This window comes from Mycobacterium decipiens, from assembly GCF_963853665.1.
Taxonomy (GTDB): domain Bacteria; phylum Actinomycetota; class Actinomycetes; order Mycobacteriales; family Mycobacteriaceae; genus Mycobacterium; species Mycobacterium decipiens.
On the sequence record NZ_OY970459.1, the window covers coordinates 947710 to 973505 of the forward strand.

A 25796-nucleotide genomic window follows, 5' to 3' on the forward strand; every position below is an offset into this window, starting at 1 on the left:
CCAGCATCGTTACATCTCTTGTGCAGTTGCAGAAAAAATGTAACATTGATGGCATGCCAGATACGCATGTCGTCACCAACCAGGTTCCGCCCTGGAGAATCACAACCCAGCGTCGTCCGCGGTGCTCATTGAGGCCCTGATCCGGGAGGGCGGGCAATGGGGCCTGGAAGAGGTGAACGAGGTCGGGGCAATTTCGGCCAGCCGCGAAGCGCAGCGCTGGGGAGAGCTCGCAGACCGCAACCGGCCCATCCTGCATACTCACGACGCCTACGGGCACCGGGTCGACGAGGTGGAGTACGACCCGGCCTACCACGAGCTGATGCGCACCGCGATCGCCCATGGCATGCACGCCGCACCGTGGGCCGACGAGCGGCCGGGTGCTCACGTGGTGCGGGCGGCCAAGACATCGGTGTGGACCGTAGAGCCGGGCCATATCTGCCCGATCTCGATGACGTACGCCGTCGTGCCCGCGCTGCGGTTCAACCCGGAGCTGGCTGCGGTCTACGAGCCGTTGCTGACCAGTAGGGAGTATGACCCGGACCTGAAGCTCGCCTCGGCGAAGCCCGGCATCACCGCGGGCATGTCGATGACCGAGAAGCAAGGCGGCTCCGACGTGCGGGCCGGCACCACCGATGCGGCCCCGAATGCGGACGGCACCTACAGCTTGACCGGTCACAAGTGGTTCACCTCGGCGCCGATGTGTGACATCTTCCTGGTGCTCGCGCAGGCACCGGGTGGGCTGTCGTGCTTCATGCTGCCTCGGGTGCTCCCCGACGGCACCCGCAACCGAATGTTTTTGCAGCGGCTCAAGGACAAGCTCGGCAACCACGCCAACGCCTCCAGCGAGGTCGAGTATGACCGTGCCACCGCGTGGCTGGTCGGCGAGGAGGGCCGCGGCGTCCCGACCATCATCGAGATGGTCAATCTCACCCGGCTGGACTGCACGCTGGGCAGTGCCACCAGCATGCGTACCGGGCTGACCCGTGCCGTCCACCATGCTGCGCACCGAAAGGCCTTCGGCGCCTATCTGATTGATCAGCCCCTGATGCGCAACGTACTGGCCGACCTGGCGGTGGAGGCCGAGGCCGCTACGATTGTTGCGATGCGGATGGCCGGCGCCACCGACAATGCGGTGCGCGGAAACGAGACCGAAGCACTGCTGCGTCGTATCGGACTGGCGGCCAGCAAGTACTGGGTCTGCAAACGCTCCACCGGCCACGCCGCCGAAGCGCTGGAGTGCTTGGGCGGCAACGGCTATGTCGAGGACTCCGGGATGCCGCGGCTGTACCGGGAGGCGCCGCTGATGGGCATCTGGGAGGGCTCGGGCAATGTCAGCGCGCTGGATACGCTGCGCGCCATGGCAACTCGGCCCGAATGCGTCGAGGTGCTTTTCGACGAACTTGCGCACAGCGCGGGTCAAGACGCCCGGCTGGACGGCCACGTTGCAAAGCTGCGTCCGCAACTGGGCGATCTGGACAGCATCGGCTACCGCGCCCGCAAGATCGCCGAAGACATCTGCCTGGCGCTGCAGGGGTCGTTGTTGGTGCGCCATGGGCATCCGGCCGTGGCCGAGGCGTTCCTGGCCACCCGGCTCGGCGGCGAGTGGGGCGGGGCGTTCGGCACCATGCCGTACGGACTGGATCTGGCGCCCATTCTCGAGCGCGCCCTGGTAAAAGGCTGAGCGGCGCTGATGACGCACGCGATCAGGCCGGTCGACTTCGACAACCTGAAGACGATGACCTACGAGGTGACCGGCCGGATTGCGCGGATCACCTTCAACCGGCCGGAGAAGGGCAACGCGATAGTCGCCGACACTCCGCTGGAGCTGTCGGCGTTGGTGGAGCGCGCCGACCTTGACGCAGGCGTGCACGTGATTCTGGTGTCCGGTCGCGGCGAGGGCTTCTGCGCGGGCTTCGACCTGTCCGCCTACGCCGAAGGATCATCGCCGGCCGGGGCGGAGGGCGGCTATCGCGGCACGGTGCTGGACGGGAAGACCCAGGCGGTCAACCATCTGCCGAACCAGCCGTGGGACCCGATGATCGACTACCAGATGATGAGCCGCTTCGTGCGCGGGTTCGCCAGCTTGATGCATGCGGACAAGCCGACGGTGGTCAAGATCCACGGCTATTGCGTGGCCGGCGGCACGGATATCGCCCTGCATGCCGATCAGGTGATCGCCGCCGCCGACGCCAAGATCGGCTACCCGCCGACGCGGGTGTGGGGGGTTCCGGCGGCCGGGCTGTGGGCGCACCGGCTCGGCGACCAACGCGCGAAACGGCTGCTGTTCACCGGCGATTGCATCACCGGCGCGCAGGCCGCCGAGTGGGGCCTGGCGGTCGAGGCGCCGGATCCCGATGATCTGGACGAGCGCACCGAGCGACTGGTGGAGCGGATTGCCGCGCTGCCGGTCAACCAGCTGGTCATGATCAAGCTCGCGCTCAATTCAGCCCTGTTGCAACAGGGTGTGGCCACCAGCAGGATGGTCAGCACCGTGTTCGACGGTGTCGCCCGGCACACGCCCGAGGGGCACGCCTTCGTCGCCGACGCGGTCCAGCACGGCTTCCGGGATGCGGTGCGGCACCGAGACGAGCCGTTCGGCGACTACGGCCGCCGAGCGTCGCAGGTGTAGAACATGCCAAGCATGACCGCCCGGTCGGTGGTGCTCAGCGTGCTGCTCGGCGCCCATCCCGCGTGGGCCACCACGAGCGAACTGGTCAGGCTGACAGCTGATTTCGGCATCAAGGAGACCACACTGCGGGTCGCGCTGACCCGGATGGTAGGTGCCGGCGACCTGATCCGATCCGCCGACGGATACCGGCTTTCGGATCGACTGCTGGCCCGCCAACGCCGGCAGGACGAGGCGATGCGCCCGCAGGTGCGGGACTGGCAGGGAAACTGGCACATCCTGATCGTCACCAGTGTGGGCACCGATGCCCGCACCCGGGCCGCACTGCGAACCTGCATGCATCACAAGCGCTTCGCTGAACTGCGGGAAGGGGTATGGATGCGGCCCGATAACCTCGATCTCGACTTGGCGCCCGACGTTGCGGCCCGGGTACGGGTGCTGACGGCGCGCGACGACGCACCCGCCGAACTGGCCGGCCAACTGTGGGATCTATCCGAGTGGGTCAGCGCCGGCCGCCGGTTGCTCGACGAAATGGCCCAGGCGGCCGATATTCCCGCACGATTCGTGGTGGCGGCCGCGACGGTCCGGCACCTGCTCACCGACCCGATGCTGCCCGCCGAACTGCTGCCCACCGACTGGCCGGGTGCCGAGCTGCGCGCGGCCTACCACGACTTCGCCAGTGAAATGGCGAAACAGCGCGACCAAACTCAACTGTTGGAGGCGACATGAGTGATCTGGTGCGGGTGGAGCGCAATGGTCCGGTAACCACGGTGATTCTCAACCGGCCCGCGGCACGCAACGCGGTCAACGGCCCGACGGCCGCAGCGTTGTGTGCGGCGTTCGAACAATTCGACCGGGATGACACCGCATCAGTGGCCGTGCTATGGGGTGAGGGCGGAACCTTTTGCGCGGGAGCCGATTTGAAGGCTTTCGGTACTCCGGAGGCCAATGCCGTGCACCGGACGGGTCCCGGCCCAATGGGGCCATCACGTATGACGCTGTCCAAACCGGTGATCGCCGCTGTCAGCGGCTACGCCGTGGCCGGGGGGTTGGAGTTGGCGTTGTGGTGCGACCTGCGGGTGGCCGAGGAGGATGCGGTGTTCGGTGTGTTCTGTCGCCGATGGGGGGTACCGCTCATCGACGGCGGCACCGTGCGACTGCCCCGGCTGATCGGGCACAGCCGGGCGATGGACATGATCCTTACCGGCCGCGGTGTGCCGGCGGCTGAAGCGCTGACAATCGGGTTGGCCAACCGGGTCGTGCCCAAAGGCCAAGCCCGGCTGGCGGCCGAGGCGTTGGCGGCCGAACTGGCCGCGCTGCCGCAGCAGTGCCTGCGCTCGGATCGGCTATCGGCGCTGCACCAGTGGGGACTGCCCGAGTCCGCGGCGCTCGACGTCGAGTTCGCCAGCATTTCCCGGGTGGCCGGCGAGGCCATGGAAGGGGCCGGACGGTTCGCTGCGGGCGCCGGACGACACGGCGCACCGGCCCGGGCGTGACGATCCGACGCGAGTAGAAAGTGTCCCTGCCGGCTCAGACCGAGGTGAGGGTCCGTGCCGATGAAGGCGACGGCCACGGCTGAGGAACGGGTCGTTGCCGGACAACCTGAGGCCACCAGAACCACTTTCCCAGCAGTGCCGCGATCGACGGTGTCATGAAGGATCGCACGATCAGGGTGTCGAAGAGCAGGCCCATGCCGATAGTGGTGCCAACCTGAGCCATCACGGTCAGCTCACTGACTGCGAACGACATCATGGTGAAGGCGAACACCAGCCCGGCGGCGGTCACCACCGACCCGCTGCCGCCCATCGCGCGGATGATTCCGGTGTTGATGCCGGCGTGGATCTCCTCCTTGAGCCGGGCAACCAGCAGCAGGTTGTAATCCGCGCCAACGGCCAACAGAATGATGACCGCCATTGCCAACACCATCCAGTGCAGTTCGATGCCGAGGATGTGTTGCCAGATCAGCACGGACAGCCCGAATGAGGCGCCCAGCGACAGCACCACGGTGCCGACGATGACGGTGGCCGCGACGACGCTGCGGGTGATGATCAGCATGATGATGAAGATCAGGCAGAGCGCCGCGATTCCGGCGATCATCAAGTCATAGGTGTTGCCGTCGGACAAGTCCTTGAACATCGCCGCGGTACCGCCAAGGTAGATCGTGGAACCCTCAAGCGGCGTGCCTTTGATGGCTTCCTTGGCGGCCTTCTTGATCTTGGCGATGTGCGCGATGCCCTCCTGGCTCATCGGGTCGCCCTCGTGGCTGATGATGAACCGCACCGCGTGCCCGTTCGGCGAGAGGAACTGTTCCAGGCCGCGTTTGAAGTCGGGGTTGTCGAATACCTCGGGAGGCAGATAGAACGAGTCGTCGTTGCGCGAAGAGTCGAAGGCTTCGCCCATCGCGGACGAATTCTCCTGCATCGCCGTCATCTGATCCTGCAGCCCTTCCTGCGTGGAATGCATGCTCAGCATCTCGGACTTCATGTTCTTCATGGTCTGGATCATCTCGGGCATCATCGCGGTCAGCTGGGGCATGAGCGAGTCCAGGCGTTCCATGAGCGGCAGCAGGTTGTTGATGTCCTCAGTCATGACGTCGATTCCGTCGAGGGTGTCGAACACGGACCGGATTGACCAGCAGACCGGGATGTCGTAACAGTGCTTCTCCCAGTAGAAGTAGCTGCGGATCGGGCGGAAGAAATCGTCGAAATTGGAGATGTTGTTGCGCAATTGTTCGACGTCGACCACCATCCCCTTCATCTGGACAACCATGCCGTGGGTGACATCGGCCATCTGCTGGGTGAGACTGTGCATCCGCTCCATCTGGTCGATATTGGTCTGAATGTCGTTGACCTGCTTGAGCATGCTGGCCGTCAGGTCCTGGTTGTATTTCTCGGTCAGTTTCTGGGAGGTGCCCTGCATGCTGATCAGGAAGGGGATGGAGGTGTGCTCGATGGGTTTGCCGTCCGGCCGGGTGATGGCCTGCACCCGGGATATCCCCTCGACGCCGAAGATTGCCTTGGCGATCTTGTTGATCACTAGGAAGTCGGATGAATTGCGCATGTCGTGGTCGCTTTCGACCATCAGCACTTCGGGGTTCATCCGGGCCTGCGAGAAATGGCGCTCCGCAGCCGCATAGCCTTCGTTGGCCGGCAGGTCGGCGGGTAGGTACTTGCGGTCGTTGTAGTTGGTCTTGTATCCGGGCAGGGTCAACAGACCGACCAGCGCCAGTGCCACCGCGCCGACCAGGATCGGGCCGGGCCACCGGACGATGGCGGCCCCGACCTTGCGCCAGCCCCGCACCCGCGCCATCCGTTTGGGTTCGAGCAGCTTGCCGAACCGGCTGGCCACGGTGATTATCGCCGGACCCAGGGTGAGCGCGGCGAAGACGACGATGATCATGCCGATCGCCAAGGGCACACCGAGGGTCTGAAAGTACGGAAGCCGGGTGAAGCTCAGGCAGAACGTGGCACCGGCGATGGTCAAACCCGAACCCAGCACCACATGGGCCGTGCCGCCGAACATGGTGTAGTACGCCGATTCTCGGTCCTGGCCGGACCCGCGCGCTTCCTGATAGCGGCCGATCAGAAAGATGGCGTAGTCGGTGGCGGCCGCGATCGCCAGCACCACGAGCAGGTTGGTCGCAAAGGTCGAGAGCCCAATGATCCGGTGGAAACCGAGGAACGCCACGCCCCCGCGGGTGGCGAGCAACCCGAGTACCACCATGGTCAGCATGATCGCCGCCGTGACGATCGACCGGTAGACCAGCAGCAACATCACGATGATCACCGTGAACGTGACCACCTCGATCAACTGCAGGCTGCGGTCGCCGGCCAGCTGCTGATCGGCGGCCAGCGCAGCCGAACCGGTGACATACACCTTGACCCCGGGTGGCGGCGCAAGGCTGTCGACGATGCTCTTAACCGCCTCCACCGACTCGTTGGCCAGTGACTCGCCCTGATTGCCTGCCAGTTTCACCTGAACGTAGGCGGCCTTGCCATCGCCGCTTTGTGCGCCCGGGGCGGTGAGCGGATCGCTCCAGAAGTCCTGTACGGACTGGACGTGCTTGGTGTCCGCCTTCAGCTTGTCGATCATCTGGTCGTAGAACGCGTGGGCGGCGCCACCGAGCCGCTGTTGGCCCTCCAGCACGATCATCGCCGCACTGTCGGAGTCGCCTTCCTTGAACACCTTGCCGATGCGTTTCATCGCGATCATTGACGGTGCGGCGTCGGGGCTCATCGACACCGCCTGCATCTGCCCGACCGTTTCCAGTTGCGGCACACTGACGTTCAGCACCACGATGGTGGCCAACCAGCCAAGGATGAGCGGCACCGCGAAGGTGCGGATCATTCTCGCGATGAACGGTCGCGCCGCACGCTTCTCCGGCGGGACGGAGTCCGTCGGCGCGAGTGTCGTGGGTGCGGTCATGCGGATCTCACAAAGCAATAGGTCAGGGCGTTCACTCCGGTTGCGGTCCTCTCGTCCTTCACCTCGTCATCGACGGTGATTCGGCAGCTGATCGAATTGCCGTCGCCTTGCGCGAGGATGTTGGGGGCCGCGGACGGCGCCGTGGTCTTTAAGATGAGCGACCACGGCAGTGCCGCGCGGTCGATCCGCTGTGGCTTCGCGTCGAGGTCCAGGTAGTTGATATTGGCGTAGCTACCGGAGCCCGAAATTTCGTACTTCACTACCTTGGGGTCGAACGGCTCAGGGTCATCGGCGAAGACCTTCGGCGTCACCAAGATGCCTTCGGAACCGAAGAAAGTGCGGATCCGCTGGACCGTGAAACCGGCGATGACGACCACAACCAGGATGAGCAGCGCTATCCAGGCACGTTTGAGAATTCCGATCATCGCCCTCCCCGCGGGATCTCGCTGCCGGGCTTCCGGGCCGATCCGTTCATGAGGCTGAACCGATCGACAGCGGTCCGGTCCGGTCCGATCGCCTGCTGCGGTGGCGAAACCCGGGTCGCACTCATCGGTGACTTCCCCTCTGCCGCGTGACGCTTGTGCCGGTCTGATCGAGGCGTACAGGCCGTCACCACTAAGATTTCAGAGTACAGTGAAACTTGTGAGCGTCAATGACGGCGTCGATGGAGCGTGCGCCGAGGCCGACATCATGGAATTCGTCGAGCAGATGGGCGGATACTTCGAGTCCAGCGGCCTGACTCGATTGGCCGGCCGCTTGTTGGGCTGGCTGCTGGTGTGTGATCCCGAGCGGCAGTCGTCGGAGGAATTGGCGACGGCGTTGGCGGCCAGTAGCGGAGGGATCAGCACAAATGCCCGGATGCTGATTCAATTCGGGTTCATTGAGCGGCTCGCGGTCGCCGGGGATCGGCGCACCTTTTTCCGGTTGCGGCCCAACGCCTTCGCGGCCGGCGAGCGTGAGCGCATCCGGACCATGGCCGATATGCAAAACCTGGCTGACGTCGGGCTCAAGGCCCTGGGCGACGCCCCGCCGGAGCGAAGTCGGCGATTGCGGGAGATGCGGGACCTGTTGGCCTATATGGAGCAAGTTGTCTCCGACGCCCTGGGGCGGTATGGCCAGCAAACCGGGAATGCTGGGGTCACTCCCTCTTGATGCTGTTGCCCGCGCCGAGGTTGTCGATCGTTGGGTCACCGTTCTTGTAGGTGACCGTGTTGTCCAGCCCCACCACGGTGATGCGCTGATCGATCGTGTCGAAGGTGATCTTGTTGTTCGCACCGCCGATGGTCACCGTCGCGCAGGTGCCGGTCACGGTCAAGATGTTGTCCGAGCCACCGACGTTCAGCGATTTGCCATCGGCGCAGTCAAGGGTGGCCTTGGTCCCGATCGATCCGTAGTTCAGCGTGTTGCCGATCTCGATCGAAGCCGTTGTGGTTGCTCCGGTCGTCGCGGTCGGTGCCGCAGTTGGGCCGCTCGTCGTAGGCGTTGTTGCGGTGGTGGTGGTCCCGGGGGTCGTAGTTGCCGGCGGGTTGGCGGTCGAACTGCAGCCGGCCAGCGCTAGAGCCGCGGCAGTCAGCGCCAGGGCGAGAGCGGCCAGCCGGGATGAGTTGGCGGCGGGATGGGCGCGCAATGGTTCCTCGATTCGTCGTTCAGTCGGGCGTCGGTGTGGATGGTCAACGAGGTCACTGGCGGACCCTGATGTCTCAGCCGCCGACCCGCTGCAGCCGGTTAACCATGCCTAATTCGCGGCCACGGTCCCAGATGAACGGATCACCGTTGCGAAAGAACACCGTCTCGTCCCAGCCGTAGGCGGTGATGTCGTTGACGATCGTGTCGGCGACGACGGTGTTGGACGAGCCCATTACGGTGACCGCCCAGCAGGTTCCCAGCGCGGTGATGGTGTTCTGAGTGCCGTTGACAAACAGGGTGGATTCGTTGCAGTCCAGCGTCCGCTCGATGCCCTGCCCGGTGACATGGGTGTCGCCGTTTTTGGCGTGCGCGGCCGGTGGGGGCGTGGCGACGGGGACGGCGATGGTGATGACGCAGGAAGCCAGCGGCGCGGCGACGGTTGTCCACTTCACGGCGGGCTCCCTTTCGCTTGGGCGGGTGACGCTCGACCGAGCCTTGACTGAGCGTACGTGCATTCGCCTGCGCGACGACAGAGTTGCGCGCATTTCTCGCCGCAGTCACCCGCGTCCGGTTTCGGCTATTTCGCGACCCGGTCAACTAGAGTCATTAGTTGACGCTGACGTCCCCCGAAAACCGGTGGTGACCCAAAGCCGATCAACCCAACCGAAGGGCGATATCGCCATGGCAGCTCAGCCGGAAGCACCATCAGCGGGTGGCCGCCCGCGCGCGGGGAAACCCGCGACCCGCCCGGCCAAGCTGAGCCGCGATGGCATCGTCGAGGGTGCCCTGAACTTTCTGGACCGGGAGGGCTGGGACTCGCTGACCATCAATGCGCTGGCGACGCAGCTCGGGACCAAGGGGCCGTCGCTGTATAACCACGTGGACAGCCTGGAGGACCTGCGCCGCGCGGTGCGGATTCGGGTCATCGACGACATCATCACGATGCTGAACAGAGTCGGTGCGGGTCGCGCCCGCGACGATGCGGTGTTGGTCATGGCCGGTGCCTACCGCAGCTATGCGCACCACCACCCCGGCCGGTACTCGGCGTTCACCCGGATGCCGCTGGGCGGTGACGACCCCGAATACACCGCTGCGACCAGGGGCGCGGCCGCACCGGTTATCGCCGTGCTGGCTTCCTACGGCCTCGACGGCGACGAGGCCTTCTACGCCGCACTCGAGTTTTGGTCGGCTCTGCATGGGTTCGTGTTGCTGGAAATGACCGGCGTGATGGACGACATCGACACCGACGCGGTGTTCACCGACATGGTGCTGCGGCTGGCGGCGGGCATGGAAAGGCGTACCGCCCACAGCGCTGCCGGCACGACTTAGCCGGGGCTGGTAAGGCCAGAAGGCCGCTTTGACCTGCCAGACCGCTGGCGGGTATTGTGGTTGCTCGTGCCTGGCGGCTTAGCGCCTGACGTAAGGGTGTGAATGCCGGGCCAATTCGCGTGTCCACGATGCCTCGGATAAGACGAATCGAGTTCGAGGCAAGCCATGCGACACACCCGGCCGCGGGGTACTGAGGTTATTCCGAGGCCGGGCACAACTGCAGCAACAGGAACTTCTAAACCGCACGTCGAACGCACAACATAGGAAGCCGGTAGATGCCAACCATTCAGCAGCTGGTCCGCAAGGGTCGTCGGGACAAGATCGCCAAGGTCAAGACCGCGGCCCTGAAGGGCAGCCCGCAGCGTCGTGGCGTATGCACCCGCGTGTACACCACCACTCCGAAGAAGCCGAACTCGGCGCTTCGGAAGGTCGCGCGCGTGAAGCTGACGAGTCAGGTCGAGGTCACGGCCTACATTCCCGGCGAGGGCCACAACCTGCAGGAGCACTCGATGGTGCTGGTGCGTGGCGGCCGGGTTAAGGACCTGCCCGGTGTGCGGTACAAGATCATCCGCGGTTCGCTGGATACTCAGGGTGTCAAGAACCGCAAACAGGCTCGCAGCCGTTACGGCGCCAAGAAGGAGAAGGGCTGATGCCGCGCAAGGGGCCCGCACCCAAGCGTCCGTTGGTCAACGACCCGGTCTACGGATCGCAGCTGGTCACCCAACTGGTGAACAAAGTTCTGCTGAAGGGGAAGAAATCGCTGGCCGAGCGCATTGTCTATGGCGCGCTCGAGCACGCTCGCGACAAGACCGGCACCGATCCCGTCATCACGCTCAAGCGCGCCCTGGACAACGTCAAGCCAGCTCTCGAGGTGCGCAGCCGGCGCGTCGGCGGTGCGACCTATCAGGTGCCCGTCGAGGTGCGCCCGGACCGGTCGACCACGCTGGCGCTGCGTTGGCTGGTCGGCTACTCACGGCAGCGGCGAGAGAAGACGATGATCGAGCGTCTGGCAAATGAGATCCTGGATGCCAGCAATGGCCTGGGGGCATCCGTCAAGCGACGTGAGGACACCCACAAGATGGCCGAGGCCAACCGAGCGTTTGCACACTATCGCTGGTGATATCCGCCCGATAGCGAACTAACTAAGCAACTGAAAGAGTGGGAAGACTTCTGTGGCACAGAAGGACGTGCTGACCGACCTCACCAAGGTCCGCAACATCGGCATCATGGCGCACATCGACGCCGGCAAGACCACGACGACCGAACGGATCCTGTACTACACCGGCATCAGCTACAAGATCGGTGAAGTGCACGACGGCGCCGCCACCATGGACTGGATGGAGCAGGAGCAGGAGCGCGGGATCACCATCACGTCCGCGGCGACCACCTGCTTCTGGAACGACAACCAGATCAACATCATCGACACGCCGGGGCACGTGGATTTCACCGTCGAGGTGGAGCGCAGTCTGCGGGTGCTCGACGGCGCCGTTGCGGTGTTCGACGGCAAGGAAGGCGTTGAGCCGCAGTCCGAGCAGGTTTGGCGGCAGGCCGACAAGTACGACGTCCCACGGATCTGCTTCGTCAACAAGATGGACAAGATCGGTGCCGATTTCTACTTCTCGGTAAGGACGATGGAGGAGCGGCTCGGCGCCAACGTCATTCCGATCCAGCTACCTATCGGCTCCGAGGGCGACTTCGAGGGTGTCGTCGACCTGGTCGAGATGAACGCCAAGGTCTGGCGCGGCGAGACCAAGCTCGGTGAAACCTACGACACCATTGAGATCCCGGCCGACCTGGCGGAGCGGGCGGAGGAATACCGCACCAAGCTGGTCGAGGCCGTGGCGGAAACCGACGAGGAGCTGCTGGAGAAGTACCTCGGCGGAGAAGAGCTCACCGTCGCCGAGATCAAGGGCGCGATCCGCAAGCTGACCATCAGCTCGGAGGCCTACCCGGTGCTGTGCGGCAGCGCGTTCAAGAACAAGGGCGTGCAGCCGATGCTCGACGCCGTTATTGACTACCTGCCCTCGCCCCTGGACGTGTCGGCGGCCGTCGGCCACGCACCGGGCAAGGAGGACGAGGAGGTCGTGCGCAAACCGTCGACCGAGGAACCGTTCTCCGCGCTGGCGTTCAAGGTCGCTTCCCACCCGTTCTTCGGCAAGCTGACCTACGTCCGGGTGTACTCGGGCAAGGTTGACTCCGGTAGCCAGGTCATCAACGCCACCAAGGGCAAAAAGGAGCGCCTGGGCAAGTTGTTCCAGATGCACTCCAACAAGGAAAACCCGGTGGACACGGCATCGGCGGGTCACATCTATGCGGTGATCGGTCTCAAGGACACCACTACCGGGGACACCCTCGCCGACCCGAATCAGCAGATCGTGCTCGAGTCGATGACGTTCCCGGCGCCGGTGATCGAGGTAGCGATCGAACCGAAGACCAAGAGCGACCAGGAGAAGCTGAGCCTGTCGATCCAGAAGCTGGCCGAAGAGGATCCGACCTTCAAGGTGCACCTGGATTCCGAGACCGGTCAGACCGTCATCGGTGGGATGGGCGAGCTGCACCTCGACATCCTGGTGGACCGCATGCGCCGCGAGTTCAAGGTCGAGGCCAACGTCGGCAAGCCGCAGGTGGCCTACAAAGAGACCATCCGCCGCGTCGTGGACAGCGTCGAGTACACCCACAAGAAGCAGACCGGTGGCTCCGGCCAGTTCGCCAAGGTGCTTATCAAGCTCGAGCCGTTCACCGGCGAAGACGGCGCTACCTACGAGTTCGAGAGCAAGGTCACCGGTGGGCGCATCCCGCGCGAGTACATCCCGTCGGTTGATGCGGGTGCCCAAGACGCCATGCAATATGGCGTGCTGGCCGGCTACCCGCTGGTGAACCTCAAGGTGACGCTGCTCGACGGTTCCTTCCACGAGGTGGACTCGTCGGAAATGGCATTCAAGATCGCCGGTTCGCAGGTGCTGAAGAAGGCTGCGGCGCAGGCCCAGCCGGTGATCCTGGAACCGATCATGGCCGTTGAGGTCACCACGCCCGAGGATTACATGGGCGATGTGATCGGCGACCTGAACTCCCGCCGTGGCCAGATCCAGGCCATGGAGGAGCGGGCCGGTGCGCGCGTCGTGAAGGCGCACGTGCCGCTGTCGGAAATGTTCGGCTACGTCGGGGACCTGCGGTCCAAGACACAAGGCCGGGCGAACTACTCCATGGTGTTCGACTCGTACTCCGAAGTGCCGGCGAACGTGTCGAAGGAGATCATCGCGAAGGCGACGGGCGAGTGAGCGCACTGTAACTAGGGGCCGAGCGGTGATCATCAAGACGCCAGGGAGTAGCCTGGCCCGGTTACGGCCGCGGCATAACTGAAAACATCAACACTGCTTTTAATAAGCACCAACAAGTCCAGGAGGACACAGAAGTGGCGAAGGCGAAGTTCCAGCGGACCAAGCCCCACGTCAACATCGGGACCATCGGTCACGTTGACCACGGCAAGACCACCCTGACCGCGGCTATCACCAAGGTCCTGCACGACAAGTTCCCCGATCTGAACGAGTCGAAAGCATTCGACCAGATCGACAACGCCCCAGAGGAGCGTCAGCGCGGTATCACCATCAACATCGCGCACGTGGAGTACCAGACCGACAAGCGGCACTACGCGCACGTCGACGCCCCCGGCCACGCCGACTACATCAAGAATATGATCACCGGTGCCGCCCAGATGGACGGTGCGATCCTGGTGGTCGCCGCCACCGACGGTCCGATGCCGCAGACCCGGGAGCACGTGCTGCTCGCGCGTCAGGTGGGCGTGCCCTACATCCTGGTGGCGCTGAACAAGGCCGACGCCGTCGACGACGAGGAGCTGCTCGAACTCGTCGAGATGGAGGTCCGCGAGCTGTTGGCCGCCCAGGAGTTCGACGAGGACGCACCGGTCGTCCGCGTCTCGGCGCTCAAGGCGCTTGAGGGTGACGCGAAGTGGGTCGAGTCCGTCGAGGAGCTGATGAAGGCGGTCGACGAGTCCATCCCGGACCCGGTCCGCGAGACCGACAAGCCGTTCCTGATGCCCGTCGAGGACGTCTTCACCATTACCGGTCGTGGCACGGTGGTGACCGGTCGCGTGGAGCGCGGTGTGGTCAACGTGAACGAGGAAGTCGAGATCGTCGGCATCCGTCCGACCACCACCAAGACCACCGTCACCGGTGTGGAGATGTTCCGCAAGCTACTCGACCAGGGGCAGGCCGGTGACAACGTCGGTCTGCTGTTGCGCGGTGTCAAGCGTGAGGACGTCGAGCGCGGTCAGGTCGTCATCAAGCCCGGCACCACCACGCCGCACACCGAGTTCGAGGGCCAGGTCTACATCCTGTCCAAGGACGAAGGCGGCCGGCACACGCCGTTCTTCAACAACTACCGTCCGCAGTTCTACTTCCGCACCACCGACGTGACCGGTGTGGTGACGCTGCCGGAAGGCACCGAGATGGTGATGCCCGGTGACAACACCAACATCACGGTGAAGCTGATCCAGCCCGTCGCCATGGATGAAGGTCTGCGTTTCGCGATCCGTGAGGGTGGCCGCACCGTCGGCGCCGGCCGGGTCGTCAAGATCATCAAGTAGGTCCACGCGACCAAGCACCGGGCCCGGATTGCCGACAGCGGCGATCCGGGCCCGGTGCTTGTCGGGACGGGTTTCGTTTCGCCTCGCGTACGGCACGTTGGCTGCGCGCCACCGGCGCTATCCCATTGCGATGTTTGGGATCGGTAGCACCAGGGTGGGCGCTAATCTGACACGAGCGGTCCGGCAAGGCGAGGAGCAGGCACGTTGTTAGCGCGCTATATCAAGATGCAGTTGTTGGTGTTGTTGTGCGGTGGCCTGGTCGGGCCGATCTTCTTGGTCGTCTACTTCACCCTCGGGCTAGGCAGCCTGATGTCGTGGATGCTCTATGTCGGTCTGATCATCACCGTCGCTGACGTGCTGGTCGCGCTCGCATTGACCACCTACGGGGCGAAGACGGCCGCCAAGACGGCGGCGCTTGAGCAGACCGGGGTGCTGGCGCTCGCGCAAATCACCGGGCTCAGCGAGACGGGTACCCGGATCAACGATCAACCGCTGGTTAAGGTACATCTGCACATATCCGGACCTGGGATTATCCCGTTCGATACCGAAGACCGGGTCATCGCCAGCGTGACCCGGCTGGGCAACCTCACGGCACGCAAACTCGTGGTCCTGGTTGATCCCACCACCGGCGAATACCGGATCGACTGGGAGCGAAGCGCTTTGGTCAACGGCCTGGTGCCCGCTCAGTTCACCGTCGCCGAAGACAACAAAACCTATGACTTGAGTGGGCAAGCCGGCCCGCTGATGGAGATCTTGCAGATTCTCAAGGCAAACAATGTTCCGCTCAACCGGATGGTGGACATCCGGTCGAATCCGGCCCTTCGTCAGCAGATCCAAGCGGTGGTGCGGCGGGCGGTCGAGCAGCAGACGCCGGCGGCCGCGCGGCCGGCGGCGGATGCCGCGCAAGCGTCGATCGGCGAGCGGCTTGCGGAGCTGGAATCGCTGCGCGCCAGCGGTGCGGTCACCGACCAGGAATACAACAGCAGGCGCGCCCAAATCATCGCCGAGATCTAAGCCCGGGCGCGAGTTAGAACACGTTACAGTCTCGCTGCTAGCCTGACATTCGGCGAGAGGGGGTCGGTGTGGCTGCACCGGTCGGATCACTGCAAGGCCGGGTGGCATTTGTCACCGGCGCTGCCCGTGCCCAGGGACGGTCGCACGCGGTGCGGCTAGCCCGGGAGGGGGCCGATATCGTCGCGCTGGACATCTGCGCGCCGGTATCCGGCAGCGTGACTTACCCGCCGGCCACCCCCGAAGACCTCGGCGGGACCATCCGCGCGGTGGAAGCCGAGGGCCGCAAGGTGCTGGCACGCGAGGTGGATATTCGCGACGACGCCGCGTTGCGGCAGCTGGTCGCCGACGGTGTCGAGCAGTTCGGCCGGCTCGACATCGTGGTGGCCAACGCCGGGGTACTGGGCTGGGGCAGGCTCTGGGAACTTACCGACGAGCAGTGGGACACCATTGTCGGGGTCAATTTGACTGGTACCTGGCGCACCCTGCGGGCCACCGTGCCCGCGATGATCGCGGCCGGTAACGGGGGCTCGATTGTGGTCGTCAGCTCGTCGGCGGGTTTGAAGGCGACGCCGGGCAACGGCCATTACGCGGCGAGCAAGCACGGGCTTGTCGCGTTGACCAACACACTGGCCATCGAACTCGGCGAATTCGGCATTCGGGTCAACTCCATCCATCCCTACTCGGTAGACACCCCGATGATCGAGCCGGAGGCAATGATGCAGATTTTCGCCAAGCATCCCGGATATGTGCACAGCTTTCCGCCAATGCCCTTGCAGCCCAAAGGGTTTATGACACCAGACGAGGTATCCGACGTCGTTGTTTGGTTGGCTGGCGACGGCTCGGGCACATTGTCGGGCAACCAGATCCCGGTCGACAAGGGTGCCTTGAAGTATTGACGCGGGATCGTGTATGAACTCCACGTGACCAGTAGCGAAGGCCTCAACGAATTTGACGACGGGATTGTGATCGTCGGCGGCGGGCTGGCTGCGGCTCGGACCGCCGAGCAACTGCGTCGTGCGGGCTACTCGGGTCGCCTCACGATCGTCAGCGACGAGGTGCATCTGCCTTACGATCGGCCGCCGCTGTCCAAGGAGGTGCTGCGTAGCCAGGTCGACGATGTGGCTCTCAAACCCCGGGAGTGGTATGTCGAAAAGGACATCGCCCTGCGCCTGGGCTCGGCCGCTTCCAATTTGGACACCGTCGCGCAGACGGTGACGCTGGCTGACGGAACGGTGCTCGGCTATGACGAGCTGGTCATCGCGACCGGTTTGGTGCCGCGGCGCATTCCGAACTTCCCCGATCTCGATGGCGTTCGAGTGCTCCGGTCATTCGACGAGAGCATGGCGCTGCGCGAGCATGCATCCGCCGCACGGCACGCGGTGGTCGTTGGAGCCGGTTTCATCGGTTGCGAGGTGGCTGCCAGCCTGCGCGGTCTCGGTGTGGACGTGGTGTTGGTTGAGCCGCAGCCGGCGCCGTTGGCCTCGGTGCTGGGCGAGCAGATCGGCCGGTTGGTGACCCGGCTGCATCGCGACGAGGGCGTTGATGTGCGCACCGGTCTCGGGGTGGCCGAGGTGCGTGGCGAGGGGCATGTCGACACGGTGGTTCTGACCGACGGTACCGAACTGCCGGCCGATCTGGTGGTTGTCGGCATCGGGTCGTCACCGGCGACTGAATGGCTGGAGGGTAGCGGCGTCGAGGTCGATAACGGCGTGATCTGCGACCGAGCCGGACGAACCAGCGCGCCGAATGTATGGGCGCTCGGTGACGTCGCCTCCTGGCGGGATCCGATGGGACACCAAGCACGCGTGGAACATTGGAGTAATGTCACCGACCAGGCCCGGGTCGTGGTGCCGGCGATGCTTGGCGGCGAGGTGCCCTCGGCCGTGGTGGTGCCGTATTTCTGGAGCGACCAGTACGACGTCAAGATCCAGTGCCTAGGGGAGCCGCACGCCACCGACATCGTCCACCTCGTCGAAGACGATGGCCGCAAGTTCCTGGCGTACTACGAGCGCGATGGGCTGCTGGTCGGCGTGGTCGGCGGCGGGATGCCCGGCAAGGTCATGAAGACGCGTGCCAAGATCGCCGCCGGCACGCCCATCGCAGAAGTGTTGGGCGAAGCTCAGGGCTAAAACTCGCCCAAATAGAAGCGGCCACCCTGATCGTCGGTGCATTCGGCGGTCACCCCGTACGGTTGGCGGGTCGGTTCGGCCAGCACGGCGCCACCGGCCGCACGGACCCGCGCGACCGCCGCGTCGATGTCGGCCACGGTCCACATTGGCACGATGCTCGGATGCGGGCTGCCGCCGGCGACGCCGGCCATCGGATGGGTGGCCTGCACCTGCCAGCCGTCCGCGATGCGGCCAGGTTCAAAGGTCCATTGCAGCACTTGGCCGTAGAAATCGCGGAACGCGGCGGAATCGGGTACCTCGTAGGTGACGTACGACAGTTCTCCGGGTCCGGATCCGTTGAGCTCCGGGCGTTTCCGACCGGCGGTCGGCTCGAATAGCGCGAACGCGACGCCCTGGGGGTCGGTGGCGTCCAGGATGGGTCCGTACTCGGAGTGACGGATTACTCCCGGTACGCCGCCGGCCGCGACGATCCTCCGACGAGCGGCTTCCAGATCGTCAACGGCGTAGCAGCAGAACAGCGTGCTGGGTCCGGCGTTGGCGAAAAGTCCCGTCGGCAGTTCGGTATTCGTTACCCGATGCGCCGCGGGATCGTACGTCCACCCCAGGACATGACCGTAGAATGCAGCCGCCCGATCGGTGTCGGGCGTCCACACCGAGACGTATCCGATGTCGCCATGCGCGATGACGGTGCCGGCCGTGTGCAGGGGTCCGGTGAGCATCCATCGGTGGCCGAACGGATCGATGACGGTCGCGTTGCGGCTTCCATAGTTCTCTTCGATTTCGCGCACCACGGTGGCACCGTGTTCACGTGCTCGCTGCAGAGCCGCGTCGGTATTGGCCACCCGCAGCATCAGGCTAACCGAAACCGCCTCCGGTGTAGGAGCTTTCAATCCCAGTTCGGGGTACTCGTCGGCCAGATACAGCACACCGCCGGCTACCGTGATCTCGGCGTGTCCGATTCGCCCGTCGTCCATCACGATTGGATCCCCGACCACGATCGCGCCCAAAGCATCCGTGTACCACGCGATTGCGGCACGCGCGTTGGCCACGGTCAGATAGGGCAGCGCCGCCGGGCGTGGCCCCTCGGCGACGGGGGCGCTGGATGGTTCTGCCAGTTGCGAGATTGCGGTAGTGGTGCCGCTCATGACGATCCTTTCGCTTGCTTCGGTTCCAGCGGGTAGGGCCAGTGCGGATTCCAGACGTCGCCGCAATCGCGCGGTGAACGCCGGATCGGGGTGGACCGGAAGGTCATCGGTGTGCAGCACGCGCAATGGGTCCGCGCGATTGAGCTGACTCATGGCGTGCCTCCTTCCGGATACTGCTGTTTAAACGCCCTTCGGGCTCGGGCCAACAGTGCTTCGGTCGCGTGCACGGTGCGCCCAATCAGCTCCGCACACTCGCTGACCGTGCAGTCGTCCATGTAGCGCAGCATCAACACCGTGCGATGTGGCTCGGTCAATCGGGCCAGCACGCTTTCGGCCACCATGCGATCCAGCTCGGCTTCCCAGGCGTCGATGGCCCCTCCCGCTCCAGCCACTGGTTCCGGCAGGTCGGAAACCGGCACGGTAAATCGGTCCTGCCGGCGCCGATAGTGGTCGGCCAGCTTGTGTCGCGCCACGCCGAGCAGCCATGGCACCGCGAGCGGCGGCGGGTCGGTCTTGCGTGCGGCATCCATGGCAGCCAGAAATGTCTCCGATGTCAGGTCCTCTGCTGTGCCACGATCGCCACAGCGCCGGACGAAGTAGCCGTACACCACTGGCAGGGCCTGGTCGTACAGTGCCAACAGCGCATGGCGCGCGTCGGATTGGTGGTCCGCTTCGGCGCTCACACCCCTATCGTCGCCGTTGCGGCATGAATTCCGTCGGGGTAGTCGCGAAAATTGACAAGACCGCCTAGCAGCGCACCAATCCGGAGGGGCGGGCCTTGATCATCGGGCTCTTGCCCGGCGCACAGCCCGGACCGCGGGTATTGCGTAAAGTTGACACGTGATCGCCAATGTCACACGTCCGCACAACCAGCAGGAGCGTTCATGAGTACTGCGGCGCAGCGCGCGGCTCAGTTGGAGCTAGTGGCTCGACTCAAGTCATCCTATCCCGAGCTGCCGGACGCCCCGACACCGGACCTCCTCAACCACGAGTACCTCGCCGCATACCTGAAGCCTGTCCACGATGTGGGCGGTGAGCCGGACGCGCCAATGAAATACGAGAACAAGGAATACGAGTACTGGGAGCACATGACCTATGTGATCTGCGAAGTTCTCGCGTGGCGCGGCATCTGGCTGTCCGAAGAGCGGCGCCGGATCGGCAACGTGGATGTGGGGCGTGCGCAATACCTCGGGCTCCCGTACTACGGCCGCTGGCTTTTGGCGGCCGCCCGCGTCCTCGTGGAGAAGCACCACATCAGCCTGGGCGAGCTGAGCGAGCGGATGGCTGAGGTCAAGGGCCGTTATGCCGGTGGCCTCGAGGGAAAGAAGCTGGAGGCAAAGCCGAAATCCGAAGGCGACGGGTCGGGGGTCAAGCGCAACGCGCACCACAAGAATGCGGTAGGGATCGGCGATCCACAGATATATGCCGGCAAGGCGGGGACGCCCAAGTTCAAGGTCGGCGACCCGGTGCTGGTGCGCGAACTTCCCGTCGTGTTCTACACCCGCACGCCCGAATACTGCCGGGGCGCAAAGGGCGAGATCGCCTTGGTTGCTTACGAAAGCCCCGCACCCGAGGACGAGACCTGGGACCGCGAGGACGCGCAGCCCGAGTGGTTCTACGTCGTCCGCTTCAACCTCTCCCAGCTGTTCCACGGTTACACCGGCACGGCAACCGACACACTCCAAACCGAGCTTCCCGAACGCTGGCTCGAAGCGATCGCCTGAACCCGAACTCCTCGCGTTGAGTGACTGACCGCCTTTCCAGAGAGGGATTTTCATGACTGACCACGACCACGACTACGACCACGCGCGCAGTGTGAAGCCCATGGTGGACGAGATCACCGACTTCGAGGTGCTGGAGATCGCGTTACGCGAATTGTGCATCGAGAAGGGGATTTTTACCGCCGAGGAGCATCGCCACTTCACCGAGTTTGCCGAACAGATCGGCCCCACACCGGCCGCACGTCTGGTGGCCAGGGCCTGGCTCGATCCCGAGTTCAAGCAACTCGCGGTCAACGACTCCCTGGCGGCCAGCAAGGAAATGGGGGTGGACTGGCTGGAACCCACCGGGTTCGGCACCCCCAGCGACTTCGTCGCCTTCCAAATCCTTGCGGACACACCCACTTTGCACCACGTGATTGTCTGTGCGCTTTGCTCGTGCTACCCTCGCCCGATTCTTGGCAACTCTCCGGAGTGGTACCGCACACCCAACTATCGCCGGCGTCTCCTCCGCTGGCCGCGCCAGGTGCTGGCGGAATTCGGACTCTATCTGCCCGAGGACGTCGAGGTCCGGGTAGAGGATTCCAATCAGAAGCACCGGTTCATGGTGCTGCCACTGCGCCCCGAGGGCACCGACGGCTGGACCGAGAGCCAGCTGGCGGAGATCGTCACGCGCGACTGCCTGATCGGTGTCGCGCTGCCAAAACCCGGCGTCACAACCAACGTGATCGTCGATACGCGTCCGGCTGTCCATCCGGCCGCCGACTGAGTGGCTCTGGCATGAGCGCACAAGGCGATTCGGGCTCGATCCAGCGGGTCACGGTGGCGACGTTGCAGAAAATCGTGGAACGCAATCAAGTCTGGCACCGGATGGCCGCCAGGTACGGCGTCGAGAATCCCGTGCCTCCGTGGAAGACCAGCTTGGACGGCTTGTGCGACGCCCTTGACCACGCCGTCTGCGACGCCGACGTCCCCACGTTCAAAGAACGGCGTGACGAGGAAGATCTCCTGTCGGCGACCGTCTACTCCAGCCTGCCCTATCCCGAAAATCAGCTGGTCTCACTGGCTCACTCACTTGTCGCACGCGGCATTATCGATGAGGAAGACCTGCAACGACGGCTCGCCGGCATCCGCGCCCGACTGGAGGCGTGACGAGCGGAGTTCGCGCGATACTCCGCGGTGTCTATGCAAGAGCTGCCGGAGTACCCGGACGCCCGGCAGGCCCACCGGACATGGTCAGCCAGAAAACTTGAACTTGTCCAGAATGCCGGCCAATCCGTCGTCGGCTTCGGTATAGACCTTGGCTGCAGTGCGCAGGCTCCTCCCGACCTGAGTGGCAAGCTTCTCAAGGCCCGCGCCCGCGGCGCTGCGGAGCGAAACATACTTCGCCAGAGTGGTGTTGAATGATGAACACGCTGAGCCATGAGTCGTACAGACCTCTTCACTGATCCCCGAGACCGTTTGGATTGCGGACTTGATCTCGGTCGTTGTGTTGTCTTGAGCGTTTGCTAATGTCTGCAAAAACTCCGGTTTGACGCTAAACAGATTGGACATGGCCTGGTCTCCTCGGATCAACCTGATGCGGCGATGGCTTTGGGACGTTAAGGATTTGACTGTTGCGGTATCAAAGGACGTGCCTTTGCCGCGGCTGTTCGGAGGCGGCGTCGGTGCTGACGGGTGCACGCTCGGCAGCGGCCGTACCCGAGGCGGCGCCTTTCTGGGCTTCTGCGTCCTTCGCGAGTCGGCCTAGCGCGGGTGAAGGCATGCTTCCCGGCGGGGCGTGCGTATTCTCATCGACCTGCGAGTCGAGTATCCGTGCCCGATTGCTCGACTGACCACCAGGGTTGCTGATCGGCCTCGTCTCCGCGGTCAGCCGAGGCGTCTGGCCGACGCTTGCACCCGCCGGATTCGAGGTCTGTAAGCCGGCGCCGCCGGGCGCGTGGGTCAGGCCGGACAACGGTGACGCATGGGAGGACGAGTCGGACAAGGACGTCGAGCCTGACACGGAGGCCGAGTTGGACAAGGCGGTCGTGTTGGACGTCTGAGTCGATCTGGACAGGTGGGTCAGGCTGGACATTCGCGACGAGCCAGAGGGGTGTGGCAAGTGGGAAAGTTCAGACTCCAAGCCGGGAATGATGTGGGTGACGTCATACTTCAAGTCGGAGATAACGTGGCTGATCTCGTGGGCCACCTCGGGAATGATGTGGGTTATGTCGTACTGCAACTGGGCGATAATCTGCGCCAGCTCGGACTCCAAATCGGCTATCAAGTCTTTCACGATGTCGGCGGGCAACTTAAGCAACAATTCGAGAATCTGTGCAATCAATTGCAGTAGCTTGGTCGTATTCTGCGCGGTGATCGTGGCTAGTTTAGTCGTCGCGGACGCAACGTGCTGCATCGCATTCGAACAGACCGGGATTTGGAACAATTTCGATAAAGCGTGACCGACAAATGGTATATGCCAAAGGTCTACCGCGATGGGTCTCATCTTCTTGAGATAGGAAATTTGGTGCTCGAGTGATCCGCGTGCGTCCTTGACGGCCTTGGCCTGGTCCGATACCAGGGTTCCGGTGATGTAGTCTACGTCGGCGACGATTTTTTCACAGTCTTGCAGGAATAGGTTTCGGTCGGAATATTTGTCCGCCGCGGACCCCGACCAATTGGCGCCCGGACCGGCCGCCCCCTGCGCTGTCGCAATCTGGCTGAACTGTGACGAACTGGTTTGGAACAGTTCTCCCGAGACAGGGATTCCAATCCCGAGCAGTTTCAGCTCGACGTTGATGGAATCTATTGACTTATCGATGTACTCGGCTTTAGACACCGCGGTGCCTCCTTAACAATTCGTACCCTTGGCGATCCTATTTCTGTGGCCGTGTGAGAGCGGACCGAAAACTGGCGACATATCGGTTTCGCACACTATGGCTGTTTGAGAGCTCTGCTGGCTCCGTACGGTCAAGGATGTTGTCTAGCGGGCGTGGCGGGCCGGGCTGAGAACATTCCCGGTGGGCGACGACCGCTGGTGTGGTCTGCAAGGCCGACTGCGTTGGCCCAGGCCGGCGGGTGGCGATTGCCGACTCGATCCCGGCCAGCAGCGACCACTGCCACCGGCATGCGTTCTAGCTCAATTGGTTTCGGTGCCCATCTTGCCGAGTGGTGGCGGATGACGTGTGCCGCTCCAATCCAATTCGAAGCCTGTCGCGAATCTGCGTGGGTGCGTTGGATACGGACTACATGCGCATGGGCTCTCCTTCACTGGGCGCGTCGGGGTCTCGGTCGGGTGGTCCCGTCGTTGGTCGGCTAGCCGTGACGGCCCAATTAGTGGACGGTCTCGTTCACAATGATCTTGAGGGTAGTACGCGCGCATATGGATCGGAAGTGGTACGCGGAGGAAATTTTCGCCGTTGGGTGATCCCGACTCGGTTTGGTTCATCGAACTTCGCCCCGGGCAACGCCGCGCCCCTACTCTTCGGTCTGACGAAACCTGCTGTAACGCAACGAATCAAGTCGATCAATGAGCGATCGGGTGGTCAGTGCCAAATAATCGGGGGGCCGTGCGGATGGCATTCGCCTAAGACCCGAGCGTGGCCACCCGGCCAGCTGCCCATCCGCACCAGGTACTTGATCTGCGAGCGGAGCCCGTCGCGGGCTGGCTCCAAGGTGAGATGCGCGAACGGACAGTGGGTATCGGCCCGGGCTGCCAATGCGTCGACCCCGGCGCGGATCGCCGTCCGGTCGTCGGCGGACAGATACTGCCAGGTGATCGAATGCCACAGCACGGTCAGCGCACCGTTGGTGAGCGTCATGCCGGCGACCGCATCGTGCGCTGCCCGCCGATATAGGACCGCGGGCACGTTGCGGGCGACGGCGATGGCGCCCCGCAACCGGTCCAGTCGATCGGTCTGGTCCGGCCAGACATAGCTCAACACGGTCAGCTCCCCATCGGAGTTGGTGACGTCGAGAGGAGCGATGTCGTATCCGTGTCGTTCGACGATCCGCACCGCAGCTGCCGGCGGCAACTTGCCGTGCCAGGCGTTGTCGATTCGCACCGGTGATTCGGTCGGTCCCCATTCGCCGCCGGGATAGCGGTAGTGGTAGTGATCTGCCCGCAGATTCAGCCCCGCGCTGGAGCCGATCTCGAAAAGCCTTATCGGCAAATCGAATTGGTGGCAGATGGCCAGAAGCCCACCGATCAGCGCCGCGGAGCGACCGACCTCGTTGGTCTGTGGTGGTTGATCGAGAGCCGTGCGCAGCCGGTCGGTATGGCTCGCCGCGGTGCTGAGGACGTCGGGCCACGCGGTCTCGGCGTTCCACGCACCGCCGGTGCTGGGATACCAGCGGCGCAATGCCGCAGCGTGGCCGTCGAGCACCATCCGGTGCAGGCCGCCGAGCAGTCGAAGCGGGACTGCCTGGCCTGCCGGAGCATCCTCCTGGCCGGCCAAGACGGACGCGAAGACACCACCGGTTTCGACGTCGGACGCCACCAGCTCGAGTAGCTCGCCGTACATCGGGGAGCCGGAGGAGGTGCAGAACCGCCCCTGTGACCGCAGGGTGTGCACCAGGTGTTCGGTGGTCTTCACCGGTCCAGCCGGTCCAGACCGGCGCCGATGACGTCGAACGCGGCGCCGAGTGCCTCGGTCAAGGGGGCGGACTCGTCGCGTAGCCAGTGCTCATAGGCCGATAAAGCGACCCCCAACATGGTCCAGGCGACGGTCTGGGGCATGAGGTCCGTTTCCATCCTGCCCGATCTGCGGGCAACGAATGTGGCGATCACCGCTCGCCAGCCGGCGTACATGGTCATCGAATAGGCCTGCAGTTCCGGAGTTTGCAGGATTACCCGCATGCGCTGGCGGTGCCGGATGGTCTCGGATTCGTCAAAGGTGTTGAAGGCCAGCAGCGCCGAGCGCAGCGCCTCGCCCAACCGGACCCCCGGATCGACGTGGTCGAGTAGGTCCTGCAGCCGCGAAAGGTGGGTGTTGAAGTCACCCCAGGGGATGGCGTTCTTGGAGGCGTAGTAGCGGAAGAGCGTCCTACGGGCGATGCCGGCCGCCTGGGCCACATCGTCGACGCTGACATCGGTGAAACCCCGGGCGGCGAACAACTCGATTGCGACGTCGGTGATGTGGTGCGGTGTCGTCGAGCGGCGCCGGCCCAGCCGCGAAGCGTGCAGCATCAGCCCGCCCT

Annotated in this window: 25 protein-coding genes and 1 pseudogene; 16 read left to right on the plus strand and 10 right to left on the minus strand. The window is 64.2% G+C overall.

Annotation, left to right across the window (positions count from 1 at the left end):
- Positions 1-53: 53 nt before the first annotated feature.
- The 4 genes and pseudogenes from AADZ55_RS04245 (at position 54) to AADZ55_RS04260 (ending at position 4122) form a co-directional block, all read left to right on the plus strand.
- Positions 54-1681: pseudogene (locus AADZ55_RS04245) on the plus strand (acyl-CoA dehydrogenase family protein).
- 9 nt (positions 1682-1690) lie between these two features.
- Positions 1691-2629 (plus strand): crotonase/enoyl-CoA hydratase family protein, encoded by a 939-nt coding sequence (locus AADZ55_RS04250; protein ID WP_085323012.1) that lies wholly within the window; start codon positions 1691-1693, stop codon positions 2627-2629.
- Between the two features lie 3 nt (positions 2630-2632).
- On the plus strand, positions 2633-3355 hold the full coding sequence (locus AADZ55_RS04255) for a PaaX family transcriptional regulator C-terminal domain-containing protein (RefSeq protein WP_085323013.1): 723 nt from the start codon (positions 2633-2635) through the stop codon (positions 3353-3355).
- Entirely contained in the window at positions 3352-4122 is a 771-nt protein-coding gene (locus AADZ55_RS04260) for a crotonase/enoyl-CoA hydratase family protein (protein ID WP_085323014.1), read from the plus strand. Before AADZ55_RS04255 ends, AADZ55_RS04260 begins: the two co-directional genes overlap by 4 nt.
- Before the next feature lie 34 nt (positions 4123-4156).
- Here AADZ55_RS04260 and AADZ55_RS04265 read toward each other — a convergent pair whose 3' ends face one another.
- Positions 4157-7051 carry an RND family transporter gene (locus AADZ55_RS04265; protein ID WP_085323015.1) on the minus strand — a complete coding sequence of 965 codons (2895 nt, stop codon included), beginning with the start codon at positions 7049-7051 and terminating at the stop codon, positions 4157-4159.
- Positions 7048-7476 carry an MmpS family protein gene (locus AADZ55_RS04270; protein WP_085323016.1) on the minus strand — a complete coding sequence of 143 codons (429 nt, stop codon included), beginning with the start codon at positions 7474-7476 and terminating at the stop codon, positions 7048-7050. Before AADZ55_RS04270 ends, AADZ55_RS04265 begins: the two co-directional genes overlap by 4 nt.
- A 217-nt stretch (positions 7477-7693) precedes the next feature.
- Between AADZ55_RS04270 and AADZ55_RS04275 the strand changes: the two genes are divergently transcribed.
- Positions 7694-8203 carry a GbsR/MarR family transcriptional regulator gene (locus AADZ55_RS04275; RefSeq protein ID WP_085323017.1) on the plus strand — a complete coding sequence of 170 codons (510 nt, stop codon included), beginning with the start codon at positions 7694-7696 and terminating at the stop codon, positions 8201-8203.
- Here the strand turns inward: AADZ55_RS04275 and AADZ55_RS04280 are convergent.
- Together AADZ55_RS04280 and AADZ55_RS04285 are read right to left on the minus strand one after the other, a co-directional pair.
- Positions 8190-8678 (minus strand): DUF3060 domain-containing protein, encoded by a 489-nt coding sequence (locus tag AADZ55_RS04280; RefSeq protein ID WP_423202349.1) that lies wholly within the window; start codon positions 8676-8678, stop codon positions 8190-8192. The genes AADZ55_RS04275 and AADZ55_RS04280 overlap by 14 nt on opposite strands.
- Positions 8679-8751: 73 nt before the next feature.
- The gene (locus tag AADZ55_RS04285; RefSeq protein ID WP_085323019.1) at positions 8752-9129 is read right to left on the minus strand and encodes a DUF3060 domain-containing protein; all 378 of its coding nucleotides are present in this window, start codon (positions 9127-9129) and stop codon (positions 8752-8754) included.
- Positions 9130-9358: 229 nt separating this feature from the next.
- Between AADZ55_RS04285 and AADZ55_RS04290 the strand changes: the two genes are divergently transcribed.
- The 8 genes from AADZ55_RS04290 (at position 9359) to AADZ55_RS04325 (ending at position 17752) form a co-directional block, all read left to right on the plus strand.
- A complete protein-coding gene (locus AADZ55_RS04290; protein WP_242669935.1) occupies positions 9359-10006 on the plus strand; it encodes a TetR/AcrR family transcriptional regulator in 648 nt (215 codons plus the stop codon).
- A 275-nt stretch (positions 10007-10281) separates the two neighbouring features.
- A complete protein-coding gene (gene rpsL, locus AADZ55_RS04295; RefSeq protein ID WP_085323020.1) occupies positions 10282-10656 on the plus strand; it encodes a 30S ribosomal protein S12 in 375 nt (124 codons plus the stop codon).
- Positions 10656-11126 carry a 30S ribosomal protein S7 gene (rpsG, locus tag AADZ55_RS04300; RefSeq protein ID WP_023370878.1) on the plus strand — a complete coding sequence of 157 codons (471 nt, stop codon included), beginning with the start codon at positions 10656-10658 and terminating at the stop codon, positions 11124-11126. Before rpsL ends, rpsG begins: the two co-directional genes overlap by 1 nt.
- Before the next feature lie 52 nt (positions 11127-11178).
- Positions 11179-13284, plus strand: a complete 2106-nt coding sequence (fusA, locus tag AADZ55_RS04305) for an elongation factor G (RefSeq protein ID WP_085323021.1) — start codon at positions 11179-11181, stop codon at positions 13282-13284.
- A 134-nt stretch (positions 13285-13418) separates the two neighbouring features.
- Positions 13419-14609: an elongation factor Tu gene (gene tuf, locus AADZ55_RS04310; RefSeq protein WP_085323022.1), complete on the plus strand. Its 1191-nt coding sequence runs from the start codon at positions 13419-13421 to the stop codon at positions 14607-14609.
- A gap of 204 nt (positions 14610-14813) precedes the next feature.
- Positions 14814-15623, plus strand: a complete 810-nt coding sequence (locus tag AADZ55_RS04315; RefSeq protein WP_085323023.1) for an SHOCT domain-containing protein — start codon at positions 14814-14816, stop codon at positions 15621-15623.
- A 68-nt stretch (positions 15624-15691) separates the two neighbouring features.
- Positions 15692-16519, plus strand: coding sequence for a mycofactocin-coupled SDR family oxidoreductase (locus tag AADZ55_RS04320; protein WP_085323024.1), 828 nt, complete (start codon positions 15692-15694; stop codon positions 16517-16519).
- A 9-nt stretch (positions 16520-16528) separates the two neighbouring features.
- Complete coding sequence (locus AADZ55_RS04325) at positions 16529-17752, plus strand: NAD(P)/FAD-dependent oxidoreductase (RefSeq protein ID WP_085323025.1); 1224 nt, start codon at positions 16529-16531, stop codon at positions 17750-17752.
- Here AADZ55_RS04325 and AADZ55_RS04330 read toward each other — a convergent pair.
- Together AADZ55_RS04330 and AADZ55_RS04335 are read right to left on the minus strand one after the other, a co-directional pair.
- Positions 17749-19050 carry a VOC family protein gene (locus AADZ55_RS04330; protein WP_085323026.1) on the minus strand — a complete coding sequence of 434 codons (1302 nt, stop codon included), beginning with the start codon at positions 19048-19050 and terminating at the stop codon, positions 17749-17751. The two genes, AADZ55_RS04325 and AADZ55_RS04330, sit on opposite strands and share 4 nt — an antisense overlap.
- Positions 19047-19580 carry an RNA polymerase sigma factor gene (locus AADZ55_RS04335; RefSeq protein WP_085323027.1) on the minus strand — a complete coding sequence of 178 codons (534 nt, stop codon included), beginning with the start codon at positions 19578-19580 and terminating at the stop codon, positions 19047-19049. The genes AADZ55_RS04330 and AADZ55_RS04335 overlap by 4 nt, the downstream gene beginning before the upstream one ends.
- A gap of 201 nt (positions 19581-19781) precedes the next feature.
- Between AADZ55_RS04335 and AADZ55_RS04340 the strand changes: the two genes are divergently transcribed.
- From AADZ55_RS04340 to AADZ55_RS04350, 3 genes are read left to right on the plus strand one after another with little or no spacing between them, the layout of a single operon-like run.
- Positions 19782-20621 (plus strand): SH3-like domain-containing protein, encoded by an 840-nt coding sequence (locus AADZ55_RS04340; RefSeq protein ID WP_085323028.1) that lies wholly within the window; start codon positions 19782-19784, stop codon positions 20619-20621.
- 52 nt (positions 20622-20673) lie between these two features.
- A complete protein-coding gene (scnC, locus tag AADZ55_RS04345; protein ID WP_085323029.1) occupies positions 20674-21384 on the plus strand; it encodes a thiocyanate hydrolase subunit gamma in 711 nt (236 codons plus the stop codon).
- 11 nt (positions 21385-21395) lie between these two features.
- Entirely contained in the window at positions 21396-21767 is a 372-nt protein-coding gene (locus tag AADZ55_RS04350) for a thiocyanate hydrolase (RefSeq protein WP_085323030.1), read from the plus strand.
- 84 nt (positions 21768-21851) lie between these two features.
- Here the strand turns inward: AADZ55_RS04350 and AADZ55_RS04355 are convergent, their stop codons facing one another.
- The 4 genes from AADZ55_RS04355 to mftR form a co-directional block, all read right to left on the minus strand.
- Complete coding sequence (locus AADZ55_RS04355; protein WP_085323031.1) at positions 21852-22169, minus strand: ESX-1 secretion-associated protein; 318 nt, start codon at positions 22167-22169, stop codon at positions 21852-21854.
- Positions 22170-22239: 70 nt separating this feature from the next.
- Positions 22240-23436 carry an EspA/EspE family type VII secretion system effector gene (locus AADZ55_RS04360; RefSeq protein WP_085323032.1) on the minus strand — a complete coding sequence of 399 codons (1197 nt, stop codon included), beginning with the start codon at positions 23434-23436 and terminating at the stop codon, positions 22240-22242.
- A gap of 706 nt (positions 23437-24142) precedes the next feature.
- Positions 24143-25192, minus strand: a complete 1050-nt coding sequence (locus AADZ55_RS04365; RefSeq protein WP_119184857.1) for a DUF2332 domain-containing protein — start codon at positions 25190-25192, stop codon at positions 24143-24145.
- On the minus strand, positions 25189-25785 hold the full coding sequence (gene mftR / locus AADZ55_RS04370) for a mycofactocin system transcriptional regulator (RefSeq protein ID WP_085323416.1): 597 nt from the start codon (positions 25783-25785) through the stop codon (positions 25189-25191). The genes AADZ55_RS04365 and mftR overlap by 4 nt, the downstream gene beginning before the upstream one ends.
- Between the last annotated feature and the right edge of the window lie 11 nt (positions 25786-25796).